At 69.6% G+C, this 14116-nt stretch carries 15 protein-coding genes; 12 read left to right on the top strand and 3 right to left on the bottom strand.

All coding sequences use genetic code 11. The features are described from left to right. Positions 1 to 52: 52 nt before the first annotated feature. Positions 53 to 619: a TetR/AcrR family transcriptional regulator gene (locus AC069I_RS29510; RefSeq protein ID WP_340681519.1), complete on the top strand. Its 567-nt coding sequence runs from the start codon at positions 53 to 55 to the stop codon at positions 617 to 619. Between the two features lie 40 nt (positions 620 to 659). Next, the gene (locus tag AC069I_RS29505) at positions 660 to 1574 is read left to right on the top strand and encodes a phosphotransferase family protein (RefSeq protein ID WP_478266874.1); all 915 of its coding nucleotides are present in this window, start codon (positions 660 to 662) and stop codon (positions 1572 to 1574) included. Here AC069I_RS29505 and AC069I_RS29500 read toward each other — a convergent pair. Beyond that, a complete protein-coding gene (locus tag AC069I_RS29500; RefSeq protein WP_478266873.1) occupies positions 1555 to 1758 on the bottom strand; it encodes a hypothetical protein in 204 nt (67 codons plus the stop codon). The genes AC069I_RS29505 and AC069I_RS29500 overlap by 20 nt on opposite strands. Before the next feature lie 71 nt (positions 1759 to 1829). Then, positions 1830 to 4595, bottom strand: a complete 2766-nt coding sequence (locus AC069I_RS29495; RefSeq protein ID WP_478266872.1) for an FAD-binding and (Fe-S)-binding domain-containing protein — start codon at positions 4593 to 4595, stop codon at positions 1830 to 1832. A 94-nt stretch (positions 4596 to 4689) separates the two neighbouring features. Here AC069I_RS29495 and AC069I_RS29490 point away from each other — a divergent pair, with 94 nt between their 5' ends. From AC069I_RS29490 to AC069I_RS29460, 7 genes are all read left to right on the top strand, one after another. Further along, positions 4690 to 5865 carry a GAF domain-containing sensor histidine kinase gene (locus AC069I_RS29490; RefSeq protein ID WP_478266871.1) on the top strand — a complete coding sequence of 392 codons (1176 nt, stop codon included), beginning with the start codon at positions 4690 to 4692 and terminating at the stop codon, positions 5863 to 5865. After that, positions 5820 to 6476 (top strand): response regulator, encoded by a 657-nt coding sequence (locus tag AC069I_RS29485; protein ID WP_478266870.1) that lies wholly within the window; start codon positions 5820 to 5822, stop codon positions 6474 to 6476. The genes AC069I_RS29490 and AC069I_RS29485 overlap by 46 nt, the downstream gene beginning before the upstream one ends. Before the next feature lie 179 nt (positions 6477 to 6655). Next, positions 6656 to 7465 (top strand): ABC transporter ATP-binding protein, encoded by an 810-nt coding sequence (locus AC069I_RS29480; RefSeq protein ID WP_478226511.1) that lies wholly within the window; start codon positions 6656 to 6658, stop codon positions 7463 to 7465. After that, the gene (locus tag AC069I_RS29475) at positions 7462 to 8238 is read left to right on the top strand and encodes an ABC transporter ATP-binding protein (protein WP_478226512.1); all 777 of its coding nucleotides are present in this window, start codon (positions 7462 to 7464) and stop codon (positions 8236 to 8238) included. The genes AC069I_RS29480 and AC069I_RS29475 overlap by 4 nt, the downstream gene beginning before the upstream one ends. Next, positions 8235 to 9113, top strand: a complete 879-nt coding sequence (locus AC069I_RS29470) for a branched-chain amino acid ABC transporter permease (protein ID WP_478226513.1) — start codon at positions 8235 to 8237, stop codon at positions 9111 to 9113. The genes AC069I_RS29475 and AC069I_RS29470 overlap by 4 nt, the downstream gene beginning before the upstream one ends. Continuing rightward, positions 9106 to 10263 carry a branched-chain amino acid ABC transporter permease gene (locus AC069I_RS29465; RefSeq protein WP_478266869.1) on the top strand — a complete coding sequence of 386 codons (1158 nt, stop codon included), beginning with the start codon at positions 9106 to 9108 and terminating at the stop codon, positions 10261 to 10263. Before AC069I_RS29470 ends, AC069I_RS29465 begins: the two co-directional genes overlap by 8 nt. Then, positions 10260 to 11510, top strand: coding sequence for an ABC transporter substrate-binding protein (locus AC069I_RS29460; protein ID WP_478226515.1), 1251 nt, complete (start codon positions 10260 to 10262; stop codon positions 11508 to 11510). Before AC069I_RS29465 ends, AC069I_RS29460 begins: the two co-directional genes overlap by 4 nt. Here the strand turns inward: AC069I_RS29460 and AC069I_RS29455 are convergent. Then, positions 11452 to 12510: a Glu/Leu/Phe/Val dehydrogenase dimerization domain-containing protein gene (locus AC069I_RS29455; RefSeq protein WP_478266868.1), complete on the bottom strand. Its 1059-nt coding sequence runs from the start codon at positions 12508 to 12510 to the stop codon at positions 11452 to 11454. The genes AC069I_RS29460 and AC069I_RS29455 overlap by 59 nt on opposite strands. A 111-nt stretch (positions 12511 to 12621) precedes the next feature. On the opposite strand from AC069I_RS29455, the gene AC069I_RS29450 reads away from it, so the two are divergent. From AC069I_RS29450 to AC069I_RS29440, 3 genes are all read left to right on the top strand, one after another. Continuing rightward, entirely contained in the window at positions 12622 to 13101 is a 480-nt protein-coding gene (locus AC069I_RS29450; RefSeq protein ID WP_125681177.1) for an Lrp/AsnC family transcriptional regulator, read from the top strand. 116 nt (positions 13102 to 13217) lie between these two features. Next, positions 13218 to 13487, top strand: a complete 270-nt coding sequence (locus AC069I_RS29445; protein ID WP_478226517.1) for a hypothetical protein — start codon at positions 13218 to 13220, stop codon at positions 13485 to 13487. 40 nt (positions 13488 to 13527) lie between these two features. Further along, positions 13528 to 14112, top strand: coding sequence for a GNAT family N-acetyltransferase (locus tag AC069I_RS29440; protein WP_478226518.1), 585 nt, complete (start codon positions 13528 to 13530; stop codon positions 14110 to 14112). The last annotated feature ends 4 nt before the right edge of the window (positions 14113 to 14116 follow it).

The following is a 14116-nucleotide window of genomic DNA, read 5'->3' as shown; positions in this document are numbered from 1 at the left end:
TCACGGTGAGCGTCAATGCGCCTACCGTGCGACGTACGGCTAGCCTTTGGCGATGACGGAAGAACCGCAGGTCCGCAAGCGCGACGCGGCCGCGACCAGGGCTGCCCTGCTCGACGCGGCGGCGGCTCTCTTCGCCGAACGCGGTTTCGACCGGACGACCGTGCGCGACATCGCGAAACTCGCCGGAGTCAATCAGGCCTTGCTGTTCCGCTACTTCGGTTCGAAGGACGCGCTGTTCGAGGAGGTCCTGGCGCGCGGCGGACGCGAGCAGATCGCCACCACCCCACCGGACGAACTGCTCGGGACGGCGTTGCGCAGCATGCTGGAATCCGACACCGGCCGCGACCGCACCCTCGACGCGTACCTGCGCTCGACGGGGCACGACAGCGCCGCCGCCGCGGTCCGGCGGCAGCTAGGCGAGGAGTACGCCAAGGTGCTCGCCACGCTGACCGACGCCGAAGACGCGGACCTGCGGGCGGACCTCGTCCTCGCCTGGCTGCTCGGGATCGGCCTGGTCCGCGACATCACCGGCAAGGAACCACTGGCCAGCGCGGATCCCGACGACGTCTGCCGTCTGGTGCTCGGCGCGGCGCGGACGCTGCTGGAGCGCAGCGGGTAACTACGTCGCCGTCCACGGCTCACTGCTCTACGGTCGTGCCGTGATCCCGTTCCCGCCCGCCGGCACCGAAGCCGAGTTCGACGCGCTGACCAGGCAAGACCTTCTTCCGGCGGTGACGTCGCTGACCGGGTCGCTCGGCCTCGGCGAAGTCGTCCCGTTCACCGAAGGCTCGCTCCCGGTCTACGCCGTCGGCGAAGATCTGGTGCTCAAGCTGTTCCCGCCGGTGCATCGCGACGAACTCCCGACCGAGCGGACGATGCTCGAGGTCCTGCACGGGAAGCTGCCGATCCCGACCCCCGCCGTGCACGACGCCGGCGAGCGGGACGGCTGGGGCTACGTGCTCATGGAGCGCCTGCGCGGCGAAGCACTGAAGGACGCTTGGCCGAAACTGTCCACAGAGGACAAGCACCGGCTCGCTCCAGAACTCGGCGAGGCGCTGGCCGCCCTGCATTCGCTGCACGACCCGCGGCTCGACGTCCTCGGTCCGCCGGACTGGGCCGCGTTCGTCGCCGGGCAGCGCGTGAAGGTCGTCGAGCATCACCGCCGGACCGGCCTCGACGAGGCCTGGATCAGCCGGATTCCGGCGTTCCTCTACTCCGTCGATCTGGGCAGCCCGCCGGTCGTCCCGCTGCACACCGAATTCATGCGTGACCACCTCATGGTCGCCCATGACGGCGAACGCCCGCGGCTGACCGGGCTCTTCGATTTCGAACCGGCGATGCGGGGTGCGGCCGAGTACGACTTCGTCGCTGTCGGCCTGTTCGTTTCGGGCGGGGACAAGGACTTCCTGCGGCGGCTACTGGCCGGATACGGCGTCGAGCCGGACGAGGAATTCTCCCGGCGCTGCCTGGCGTACGCGCTTTTGCACGTCTACAGCAATTTCACTTGGTACTTCAGGGTTCTTCCGGCGCCGGAGGAACCGACTCTGGAGAGCCTCAGCCGGGCTTGGTGGTAGCCCACGTCACCGGCACGGCTTCCGGGCCGCGGATCGACAGCGGCGGACGCCAGGCGATGGTCGACCGCGGGCACAGCCTCACCGGGCGGACCTTCGCCAAGTCCGAGAACCTGTTCGGCCCGGTGGCCGCCACTTGCTCGGTCGAACCGATCGACGAGAAGTCGTGCCGGGGCGACCTGGTCATGATGCGGAAGCAACTGTCACGTCTCGTGAGTGGTAAGGACGGCCAGAACCGTCCTTACCACTCACGAGCGGCTACGGCAACGCACGCCTCAACAGTTCCGCCAGGTGCAGCGCCCGCCGTCCGTCGAGCTGCTCGATCTGCGTCCGGCAACTGAAGCCGTCCGCGACCACTTCGGTGCCCTCGGCCGCGGCACGGATCGCGGGCAGCATGCGGTCTTCGGCGCAGGCGACGGAAACGTCGTAATGCCCGCGTTCGAAGCCGAAGTTGCCCGCCAGTCCACAGCATCCGGAGTCCATTGTGGAATTGTGGATACCCGCGGCGCGCATCGCGGCCTCGTCGGCGTCGAAGCCGAGCACGGCGTGCTGGTGGCAGTGCACCTGGCTGAGCACTTCGACGTCCAGCGACCGGAATTCGAGCGGCGAGTCCTCGACGAGTTCGGCGAAGGTCCTGGTCCGTTCGGCGAGCAGTTCCGCGACCGGGTCGCCGGGCAGGAGCGCCGGGAGATCACCGCGGAAAAGAGCCGTGCAGCTCGGCTCCAGACCGGCCACCAGGTAGCCGGAGCGCAGGTACGGTTCGAGTACGGAAAGTGTGCGGCGCAACACCTTCTTCGCCGCGTCGAGCTGTCCGGTGGACACCAGGGTCAGCCCGCAGCAGACGCCGCGATCGGGCAGGACGACGTCGTAACCGGCGGCGGTGAGCACCTCGGCCGCCGCGTCGAGGACGTCCGGGGTGAGGTAGTTGTTGAAGGAGTCGGGCCACAGCACCACGGGCCGCGAACCGGTCGCCCAGCGTTTGAGATCGTCGCGGCGCCGCGTGAACGGCACCCTCGCGAACGTCGGCAGGTCCCGTTCCGGCGCGATCCCACCGAATTTCTTCAGCAGCCCGGAGAACCGGCGCGACATCGTGTTCGCCAGCCGGGGCGCCAGCGACGCCGCGCGCAGCCACAGCGGCAGCCAGCCCATCGAGTAGTGCGACGCCGGGCGCAGCCGTCCCTTGTGGTGCTGGTGCAGGAATTCCGCCTTGTACGTCGCCATGTCGACGTCGACCGGGCAATCGGACAGGCATCCCTTGCACGACAGGCAGAGATCCAGCGCCTCGGCGACTTCTTCCGAGCGCCAGCCGTCGGTGATCAGTTCGCCGTTCACCATTTCGGCGAGCAGATGCGCGCGTCCCCGCGTCGAGTGCTTCTCCTCGCGCGTGGCGCGGTAGCTCGGGCACATCACGCCCGGTCCGGTGGTGTTGCGGCATTTCCCGACGCCGACGCAGCGCCGCATCGCCTGCCCGAAGCTCCCCCGGTCCTCCGGGTACGCGAGCGCGGTGACGTCTTCGAGTTCCAGTGGCGCGCGCCGGACGCGGAGATCGGCGTCGACCGGCCTGGGGTTCACCAGGATGCCCGGGTTCATCATGCCCGCCGGATCGAAGATTCCCTTGAACCGCGCGAAAAGCGCGAGGATTTCGGGGCTGTACATGCGGGTCAGCAGTTCCGAGCGGGCCTGTCCGTCGCCGTGTTCCCCGGAGAGCGAACCGCCGTGCGCGGCGACCAGGTCCGCCGCCTCTTCGAGGAACGACCGGAACCCGGCGATCCCTCGCGACGACAGCAGATCGAAGTCCAGCCGCAGGTGCAGGCAGCCCTCGCCGTAGTGGCCGTAGACGACGCTCTTGCGGCCGTGCTCGCGCATGAGCTGCTTGAACTCCCGCAAGTAGGCACCCAAACGCGCGGGCGGGACGGCCGCGTCCTCCCAGCCGGGCCAGGCCTCCTCGCCCCCGGCCAGCCGCGTCGCGAGACCGGCGCCCTCCTCCCGGATCCGCCACAGCCGCTTCTGCGCGGCCGCGTCGTCCAGCAGCGCGGATCCGGTCAGCGCGCCGCGGAGCCCGTCGATCAGCCCGCGCGCCTTTTCCGGATCGGCCATCTCGACGAACAGCCACGCGCCGCCCGGCGGAAGCCCGTCGGCGCGGCCGGGCTCCAGCAGGGCGACGAGGTCCGCGTCGACGCCCTCGACGGTCAGCGGCGACCACGGCAGGATCGCCGGGACCGCGTCGGCCGCGGCGATGTCGGACTCGAAGCCGAGCACCGCGAGCACCTTGCGGCGCGGCACCTCGGCGAGGGAAACCGTCGCCTCCAGCACCGTGACGCACGTGCCCTCGCTGCCGACGAGCGCCTTGGCGACGTCGAAGCCGTTCTCCGGCAACAGGTGCTCCAGCCCGTACCCGGACACCCGCCTGCTGAACGAGGACAGCTCGGTCCGCAGTAACGCCAGGTTGTCGTGGACGAGCGCGCGCAGCTCCGAGAAGACCCGGCCTTCCGTGCCGGGCATGGCCGCCCGCACGTCCACTTCGGACGGCGAGGTCGGCCCGACGGTGAGCCGGGTGCCGTCGTAGAGCAGCACGTCCAGCTCCCGGACGACGTCGACCGTGCGACCCCAGGCCACCGAATGCGATCCGCAGGCGTTGTTGCCGATCATCCCGCCGATCGTGCAGCGCGAGTGCGTCGACGGGTCGGGGCCGAACCGGAGGCCGTGCGGCGCGGCGAGCCGCTGGAGGTCGTCGAGGACGGTTCCGGGGGCGACCCTCGCCGTGTGTGCCTCCGGATCGAGGTCGAGGACGCCGCCGAAGTGGCGTGACGTGTCGATCACGACGCCCGGCCCGCACGAGTTGCCCGCGACGCTGGTGCCGCCGCCGCGGGCGATCACCGGCAGCCCGGCCTCCCGGCAGGCGGCGACGGCCGCGATCACCTCGTCGACGCTCCGCGGCAGCACCACCCCCTTCGGCACGTGCCGGTAGTTGGAGGCGTCGGTCGTGTACAGCGCCAGTGTCGCGGCGTCGGCCAGGATCTCCACGGGTCCATTCAAGACAACCGCGGGCGAGAACGCATCGGCGAACCTCTCCGGACGGGTGTGTCGGAAACCACGTCGGATATGCGATCGTGAGCGCGTGACGGCGAGACGGCACGCCGCTGAAGACCTCGCCGCCGAGCACAGCGCGGTGCTCGGCGGGCTTCTTCGCGAGCGCGAAGAGCTGCTCGCCACCCTCGACCGGGTCGCGGCGCTCAACGGCACCGCGCGCCTGATCCGCGAGTCGATCGGCACGCATTCCGGCTTCGTCGCCGAGCTGACCGGGCCCGAACAGGCAGTGATCCGCTGGATGTCGGGCAACCGCACGGACGCGCTGCAGGACCTCGCCGTGCCCATCGGCCAGGGAATCGGCGGGCGGGTGCTCGCGCTGGGCAAGCCGGTGAGGGTCAACGACTACGTCAACTCGCCGAGCATCACCCACCAGTTCGACGCGCAGGTACGCGGTGAGGGCCTCGCCGCGATGATCGCCGTCCCGATCGTCAGCGGGACCGAGACGGTCGCCATCGCGTACGCCGCCATGCGCGAGCGCCGCGACTTCGGCGACGACGCGGTCCAGTCCCTCGAAGACATCGCCACCGAGGCCGGCCGGGCGCTGAAACTGGCGTCGGTCGCCGAGTCCGACCGTGAGACCGCGCTGTCCGCCGAGCGGCTCCGGATGCAGAGCGCGCTGCACGATTCGGTCGGCGCGCTGCTGTTCTCCATCGGCGTCCAGGTCCGGAACCTGCACGAGGACATCAGCGACAACCCGGCGCTCGAATCGCGGCTGCGACGGCTGGAGGGCGACGTGTCGGCCGCGTCGAGGGCGCTGCGCGAGTCGCTGCTGGCGTTGTCGGAGTCGAGCCCGGAGCGGGCGCTGCCGGTGGAGCTGGCCGAGCACTGCCGCTCGTTCCAGGCCCGCTGCGGCGTCCCGGCGCGCTTCGTCCAGCTCGCGCCGGTGCCGCGGCTGGACGCCGAACGCACCGGCCTGCTGGTGGCGGCCGTCCGGGAAGGCCTGCTCAACGTGGAGAAACACGCCGACGCGCTGTCCGTCGTGGTCAGCCTGCTGCCCAGCGACGACGGCGTGCAGGTGGTCGTCGCCGACGACGGGACCGGGCATCGCTCCGAAGACGAGGAGCCCGAGCCGGGGACCGGGATGGGCCTGCGCGCGCTGGCCGAGCGCGCCGCGCGGCTCGGCGGCCGGGTCAGCCTGGTCCGCGACGAGGACGACGGGTGCACGCTGCGCGCCTGGGTGCCGGAACCGTGCCTTCGCCGGTGACGGTCCTCGTCGTGGACGACCATCCGGTGGTCCGCGACGGGGTGAGCCTGCTGCTGCGCTACGACCCGGCGATGACCGTGGTCGGCTCGGCCGAGACCGGCCGGTCCGCGATCCGGCGGGCGGGTGAGCTGAAGCCGGCGCTGATCCTGCTGGACCTGCGGCTGCCGGACATGCTCGCGCCCGAGGTCATCGCGGAGCTCCGGCGCGTGCACCCGGCCGGGCGGATCGTGGTGTTCACCGCGCACGGCGACCATCAGGGTGTGCGGGCCGCGCTGGACTCCGGGGCGCACGGCTGCCTGCTCAAGGACGTCGCCGGGACGGATCTGGTGGCGGCGCTGCGGCAGGTGCTCAAGGGTGAGCGCGTCGTCGATCCGCGCATCTTCCCCGACGACGACCAGCGGTCCGACGCGCTCGCGCGCAGCGGCCTGACGCGGCGTGAGTACGAGGTCCTACGGCTGGCGGCACAGGGGCAGACGAATCCGGAGATCGCGGAATCGACCGGCCTGGCGCGGAACACCGTGAAGACCTATTTGCAGTCCGCGCTGCACAAACTCGGCGCCCGGAACCGCGTCGAGGCCATCGGGAAGGCCTCCGAAGCCGGCCTGCTCTGACGCATTTAGTCCTCTGAATGCGGTAGTTGCGCGTGCAAGTACCGCATTCAGAGGACGAAATGCGCTGTGTCCGTTTTGTAGCCGTGTGGGTCTCCAGGTGGGGGTAACGCGGCGGAGGGTGCCCACGCAGGATGACCGCCACCGATCGTGACTCGGGTCACACGGATGGAGGAGGCGGCTTGCTGAGTGTCCGTGATCTTCAAGTGCGGTACGGCCGATCGGTGGCCGCACTGCACGGGGTCGACCTCGACGTTTCACCTGATGGAGTACTGGCCGTCCTCGGCAGCAACGGCGCCGGGAAATCGACCCTCCTGCGTACGGTTTCCGGCACGCTGCGTATGCACCGCGGCTCGGTTTCCGCCGGCGAGGTGCGCTACGACGGCAAACCACTGACCAAACTGGACCCGGCCCGCATCGTCGGTCTCGGCGTGGTCGGCGTCCCCGAGGGCCGCCAGGTCTTCGCGCGGATGACGGTCGAGGAGAACCTGCGCGCGGGCGGGATCGGCGCCCGCTCCCCCGGGCAGCGCGCCGCCGCGCGCAAACGCGTCGACGAACTCTTCCCGGTCCTGGCCGAGCGGGCCAAACAGCGCGCGGGCCTGCTCTCCGGCGGCGAACAGCAGATGCTCGCGATCGGCCGCGCGCTGATGTCCGGCCCGCGGCTCCTCCTGCTCGACGAACCTTCGCTCGGTCTCGCGCCGAAGATCGTCGAGCGGATCGGCGACATCATCCGCGAGATCCACGACCAGGGCACCGCCGTGGTGCTGGTCGAGCAGAACGCCGTGATGGCGTTGCGCGTCGCCGATCACGCGATCGTCCTGGAGGTGGGCCGGGTCGCGCTCGCCGGGACGACGGCCGAACTCGCCGCGAGCGAGGAGGTCCAGCGGCTCTACCTCGGCGGCCACGCCGAATCGCAGGCCACCGCCGAAGCCGAAGCCGCCGACGCCCGCAAGCAGCTCGCGGGCCGGAGCCTGTCGAGGTGGGCCGGATGACGCCGCCCGAGCTGCAGGTCGAGAGCGTGACCCTGCGCTTCGGCGGGATCAGGGCGCTCGACGACGTCTCCTTCACTGTCGGTTCCGGTTCGCTGCACGCGCTCATCGGGCCGAACGGCGCCGGCAAATCCAGCTGTTTCAACGTGATCAGCGGGCTTTACCGGGCGAACACCGGCAGAATCCGACTCGGCGACGCCGTCCTTTCCGGACTCCCGCCGCACCGGCTGGCGGGCCTCGGCGTCGGCCGGTCGTTCCAGAACGCCGCCCTCTCTCCCGGCTCGACCGTGCTCGACAACGTCATGCTCGGACGGCACGCGCTGACCAAGGGCGGCTTCCTCGCCTGCGGGCTCCGGCTGCCGTGGACGGTCCGCGCCGAACGACGGCATTCCGCGCGGGTGCGGGAGATCTGCGACTTCCTCGGGATCGGCGCACTGGTGGATCTCCCGGTCGGCGCGCTGCCCTACGGCGCGGTGAAACGCGTCGACCTCGCCCGCGCGCTCGCCGTCGAACCCGTCCTGCTGCTGCTCGACGAACCCGCGGCGGGCATGAACGCGACCGAGACCGCCGAGCTGGCCGGGACGATCCGCGACGTCCGCGACGAGCTCGGCATCTCGATTCTCCTGGTGGAACACGACATGGGACTGGTGATGGGCATCGCGGACCGGGTCACCGTCCTGGACTTCGGCAGGCGTATCGCCGACGGCACACCGGCCGAGGTCCAGTCGGATCCGGACGTGATCAGGGCATATCTCGGCACGGAGGCCACGGCGTGAACACTTTCCTGCAACTCGTGGTCAACGGACTCGGCAAGGGCGCGGTGTTCGCGTTGCTGGCGCTGGGTTTCGTGATCATCTTCAAGGCCACCGAAGTGGTCAACTTCGCGCATGGATCACTCGTGCTCTTCGGCGGCTACCTGGTCGTCGTGACGCGCGAATCGCTCGGCTGGGCGGGCGCCTCACTGGTCGGCATCGTGTCGGCTGGTCTGCTCGCGCTCCTGCTGGAACGGTTCCTGCTGTCCCGCTCGCGGCACGCGGACGCGAACAGCCTGGCGCTGCTGACGATCGGCGTGGACGTGATCATCACCGAGGAGATCGTGCGCCGCCTCGGCGTCACGCTGCCGTTCCTCGGCGACGCCTGGGACGCGCAACCGTTCCAGATCGGCGGGATCACCCTGTTCCGCACGCATCTGGTGGCGCTGCTCGTCGCCGCCGTGCTGATCACCGCGTTCACCTTGGCGTTCAAGTACTCCAACTGGGGCGTCGCGATGCGGGCACAGGCCGAGAACCGCGAAGCCGCCGCACTGATGGGGATCCGCAGTTCCCGGGTGACGGCGACGGCGTGGGTGGTCGCCGGCGTGCTCGCCGGGGTCGCGGTGCTCTTCATCGCCACGCAGGACTTCTCCGGCGCGGGCCTGTCCCGCGGCACGCACTCCATCGCGCTCGCGGCGTTCCCCGCGGCCATCCTCGGCGGGCTGGACTCGACGGCGGGCGCGGTGGTGGGCGGCCTGGTCGTCGGGCTGGTCGAAGCGCTTTCGGCGCAGTACGTGTCGTTCGACTTCTCCAAGAGCGCGGTCTTCCTGGTGATGCTCGTGGTCCTGGTGGTGCGGCCGTCGGGGTTGTTCGGGACGAGGGAGAGCACCCGTGTCTGACACCGCCGTGAAAGCCCCGCCCGCCGCCCCGCCGACACCGCCCGCGAAACGCGACCGGGGACGGCTGCTCAAGGCGCTGGCCTGGATCGCGCTGCTCGTCGTCCTGCTCGCGATCCCGCTGTACCTCGACGCCGCCTGGCTGAAGGCCGGGCAGTACATGATGATCGGCGGGGTCGGCGCGATCGGGCTGACCATGCTGGTCGGGCAGGCCGGGCAGTTGTCCCTGGCGCACGCGTTCTTCCTGCTGGCGGGCGCGACCGGGTACACCGTCCTTTCCGGACCGGTCGACGACGAGCGCGTGTTCGGACTCGGCCTCGATCCCGGGCTTTCGCTGGTCGGCGCGGTGGTCGTCGCCGCGCTGCTCGGCTTGGCGTTCGCGCCGGTTTCCGGACGGCTGCGCGGGATCTATCTCGGTGTCGCGTCGCTTTCGCTGGTGTTCCTCGGGCTCTACTTCGGACAGTCGGCCGAGACACTGACCGGCGGGACGTCGACCGGGCGCAGCCCCGAACCGTTCTCGCTGTTCGGTTTCCCGTTCACCAACGACGGCCCAGAAATCGAGCTGATGGGCGTGCCGATCCGGCAGGCGGAACGGCTCTGGTACCTGTTCCTGCTGCTGACCGTGCTCGCGTTCGTGGTCGCCAAGGCGGCGGTGCGCAGCCGCGTCGGCCGGTCGTGGCGCGCGGTGCGGGACAACGAGGCCGCGGCGTCCGTGATGGGCGTCAGTGTCACGCGCGCCAAGGCCGGCGCTTTCGCCGTCTCGTCGGCGTACGCGGGGCTCGCGGGCGCGATGACCGTGCTGTGGTTCGACATCCTCAAACCCGACGAGAGCGAGTTCGGCACGTACGGCATCAACATCTCCATCGCCTTCCTGGCCATGGTGATCATCGGGGGACTCGGCTCGGTGCCCGGCGCGCTGGTGGGCGCGCTGATCGTCAACGGGCTGCCGCAGGTGCTTTCGCTGTACTCCGCCGATCTCGGCTGGTTCTCCGGAACCGGCGACGGCGCACTGACCCCGATCCTGGTCAGCTCGTTCGTCTACGGCGCCGCGATCATCCTCGTGGTGCTCTTCGAACCGGGCGGGCTCGCCGCGATCGGTCGCCGGATCACGTCAGCAAGGAAACCTCATCTCCCGGAGGAGCAAGACAAATGAAGCACACATATCCGGCCGTCGCGCTGGCGGCGGTCCTCGCCCTCTCGGCGTGCAGCACGAAGGCGGGCGACTCGGGGTCCTCGGGGGCGGACGGTTCGGGCGTCAAGACCGACAAAGGAGTGACGGCGTCGGAGATCACCCTTGGCGTGATGACCGACAAGACCGGGGTGTTCAAGAACCTCGGGCTCGGCATCACACAGGGGAACGAGTTGTGGGCCAAGGACTTCAACGCCGCGGGCGGGGCCTGCGGCCGTCAGGTCAAACTGGAGACCGTCGACCACGGCTACAAGGCGGACACGGCGAAGACGCTGTATCCGCAGATCGAGCCGAAGGTCCTCGGCTTCGTGCAGTTGCTCGGCTCGCCCGTGGTGGCCGCGCTGAAGCAGAACATCGCGTCGGACAAGACCGTCGCCGCGCCCGCGTCGTGGTCTTCGGAACTGCTCGACAACCAGTACGTGATGATCGTCGGAACGACCTACGACCTGGAGATCATCGACGGGCTGTCGTACTTCCAGGAACAGGGCCTGGTGAAGGACGGCGACACGATCGGGCACGTCTACATCGACGGCGAGTACGGCAAGAACGGCCTGCGCGGCTCGCAGTTCTACGCGAAGAAGCACAATCTGACGGTCAAGGAGGTCAAGGTGACCTCCACGGACAACGACCTCACCAACATCGTCACCGGACTCAAGGGCGACGGCGTCAAGGCCATCGTCCTGACCACCACGCCGGCGCAGACCGGTTCCGCGCTCGCGGCGAACAAGGCGCTCGGGCTGAACGTGCCGGTGCTCGGCAACAACCCGGTGTTCGACCCGGTGCTGCTGAAGAGCCCGGCGGCGAACGCGCTGGACAAGCTGACGATCGTCGCCAGCAGCGTGCCGTTCTCCGCCGACATCCCCAAGGCCAAGGACGTCGCGACGAAGTACAAGGCGGCGTACAAGGAGACACCGAACGGCGGGATCCCCTACGGCTACGCGGTCGGCGAGGTCTGGGGCACGGTGCTCAAAAAGGCTTGCGAGAACAAGGACCTCACGCGGGACGGCATCGCCGCGGCGTTGAAGCAGACCACGTCGGCGAGCACGGGTGACCTGGTGGCGGCGCTGGACTTCTCGAAGGCGGGTACCCCGGCGACACGCCAGGTGTACGCGGCGACACCGGACGCGTCGGCCGAGGGCGGGGTCCGCTACGTCAAGCCGCTGTTCGAGGCTCCCGAGGCGAAGGAGTACGTGGCTCCGCACCAGAAGTGAGTCTCGCTTCGGCGAGCGCGTCCGCTTCGGCCAACGGTGTGGTGCCGTTGGCCGAAGCGGCGTCCAGGATGCGTTGCGTCGTCGCTTCCAGGGTTTCGACGCGGGCGAGCGCCTCGGCGTGGGTGAGGTCCTCCTTCTCGCGGCCGAGCGTGTAGACGACTCCCCCAGCGCTCGCGACGAAATCCGGGATCCACAGGATTCCCTTCGCGGCGAGGCCGTCCGCCACCGTGTCGTCGGTGAGCTGGTTGTTGGCCGGGCCGACAACCAGCGGCGCGGCGACCTCGGTTCCCGGGCCGAAGACCCCGCCCACGGCGGCCGGGATCAGGACGTCGGCGTCGATGCCGAGCACCTGATCCGGCCTCACCGGCTTCAGGCCTTGTGCGCGGGCCGCGGCGAGGCGTCGTTCGTCCACATCGGACACGACGACCTCGGCGCCCTGCCCGGCAAGTCCGGCGGCCAGGTGGGCGCCGACCGAGCCGTAGCCGCCGATGACCACCGTGCGGCCCTTCATCTCGTCGTCACCGAAGACCGCCCGCGCGCCCGCTCGCAGGGCGGCGAGAACTCCGACAGCGGTCGGCCCGCTCGACGAACCGGTGCCGCCGTGCTCCTCGGGAAGGCAGAACACGTGCGGGGTCCGCTCGCGCAGCACGAGCATGTCCTCCGGACCGGTTCCGACGTCGGGCCCGGCGAGATACGCGCCGTCGAGTGACGCGATGAGGTCGGCGTGGTCGAGCAGGATCTCGCGCCGCAGCTCGTCGGTCGGCACGGCGTCGAGGGCGACGACACTCTTGCCGCCGCCGAAGTCCAAGCCCGCGACCGCGCATTTGCGCGTCATCGCCGCGGACAGCCGCAGGACGTCGTCGATCGCGTCGTGGACACGCGGATAGACCTTGAACCGGCAGCCGCCGACGGCCGGGCCGAGGGCGCTCGAATGCACGGCCACCATCGTGGTCACTCCGGACCGCTGTCCCCTCCGGACGACCAACTCCTGTACGGACATCTCGCTTCCTCCCACGCATTTAGTCGGCTGATTGCGCTGAAGCTAGGCTGATTCCCAGGCTTACAGGGGAGTTGCCGAACGTTATTCGGCGAACGAGGTCAAGGAGTGGGCGTGGACGAACTTGATTCGGCGATCATCCGGGAACTCCAGGCGGATGCGCGGCAGTCGAACCGCGACATCGCCCGCAAGGTCGGCGTCGCGCCGTCGACCTGCCTGGAACGGACGCGGCTGCTGCGGGAGCGCGGAGTCATCCGCGGCTATCACGCCGACATCGACCTGCGCAGCCTCAACCGCGGCGTCCAGGCGATGGTCTCGGCGCAGGTGCGGCCCTTGAGCCGGGAGGTGATCGACTCCTTCCAGCGTTCGGTCGCGGAATTGCCGGAAGTCCTTTCGGTCTTCGTCACCGCCGGCAGCGACGATTTCCTGATCCACGTCGCCGCACAGGACGTCGATCAGCTCCACGCATTCCTCGTGGATCGCTTGGCGAAGCGCAAGGAGATCATCGGCTTCCGCAGTTCGATCATTTTCCGGCATCTGCGCAAGACCGAACTGGAACCGCTTCCGCCGCGAATACCGGGTGATACCCCTTAGTGGACGACTCGCCGCCCTTCAGTCCGCCCGAAATCCCGGACTTCGCAGCCAAGGAGACGGAAACTGTCGGGGGTATGGGTTTAACTGGTCAGTGCGGGACGGAAAGGAGGCACGCCATGGACCTTCGGACGGACCTCAATCATCGTGAGCGGGCCACCCTGAGAGCCGTGGCCGAGGGCCACGCCGAGATCAGCTGCAGCCGCGAGCCGGACCTGTTCGTCGACGGCCTCGCCTGCTGCGACCAGCACACCGCGCATCGCCTCGCCCATCTCGGCCTGGTGGCGCCCGCCAGGGACGGCCGGTGGGGCGAGCGCGTTCCCGCCCTGCTCACCGAGGCCGGGGCGGCGGCGCTGGACGACCTCGCGGGCCCCGAAGCGGCCGCGTAATCGGGTTGCCAGGGCGGCTCGCCGTCGCCACGCTTTGCCGATGCGTGTCTTTCTGGAGACCGAGCGGCTCCTGCTGCGACAGTTCACCGACACCGACGTCGACCCTCTGTTCGCGCTCTACGACGACCCCGAAGTCATGCGCTACCTCAACGGTGGCGAACCCGCCGACCGGGCGGAGATCGAAAACCACGACCTTCCCGCCTTTATCGGTTACTACGAGCGTTTCCCCGGTTACGGGTTCTGGGCGGCGATCGAGAAATCGAGCGGGGATTTCCTGGGCTGGTTCCATTTCCGACCGTTGCGCGGTCACCACACCGATGATCCCGAGCTGGGTTACCGGCTGAACCGGTCGTCCTGGGGCAAGGGGTATGCGACCGAGGGTTCGCTGGCGATCGTTGAGAAGGGGTTCACCGAATTCGGCGCCCGGCGGATCTGGGCGGCGACCATGGCGGTGAACCTCGGGTCCCGGCGGGTCATGGAGAAGATCGGGATGCGGCACGTCCGGACCTATCACGAGCACTTCGACAACCCGATCCCCGGCACGGAAGAGGGCGAGGTCGAGTACGCCATCACGCTGGAGGAGTGGCGGGCCCGCGTCGGCCTCGTGAGTGGTAAGGACGGTTAGAACC

The organism is Amycolatopsis sp. NPDC043885, assembly GCF_056435685.1.
Note: the sequence above shows the minus strand (reverse complement) of the source record. Positions and strands in the feature narration are given on the sequence as shown.

Bases quoted from the DNA above. Each gene is read 5' to 3' on its own strand.
- AC069I_RS29510 (WP_340681519.1), top strand. From the start codon at position 53: ATGACGGAAGAACCGCAGGTCCGCAAGCGCGACGCGGCCGCGACCAGG.
- AC069I_RS29500 (WP_478266873.1), bottom strand. From the start codon at position 1,758: ATGACCAGGTCGCCCCGGCACGACTTCTCGTCGATCGGTTCGACCGAG.
- AC069I_RS29475 (WP_478226512.1), top strand. From the start codon at position 7,462: ATGACGCCGCCCGAGCTGCAGGTCGAGAGCGTGACCCTGCGCTTCGGC.
- AC069I_RS29460 (WP_478226515.1), top strand. From the start codon at position 10,260: ATGAAGCACACATATCCGGCCGTCGCGCTGGCGGCGGTCCTCGCCCTC.
- AC069I_RS29455 (WP_478266868.1), bottom strand. From the start codon at position 12,510: ATGTCCGTACAGGAGTTGGTCGTCCGGAGGGGACAGCGGTCCGGAGTG.
- AC069I_RS29445 (WP_478226517.1), top strand. From the start codon at position 13,218: ATGGACCTTCGGACGGACCTCAATCATCGTGAGCGGGCCACCCTGAGA.
- AC069I_RS29440 (WP_478226518.1), top strand. From the start codon at position 13,528: ATGCGTGTCTTTCTGGAGACCGAGCGGCTCCTGCTGCGACAGTTCACC.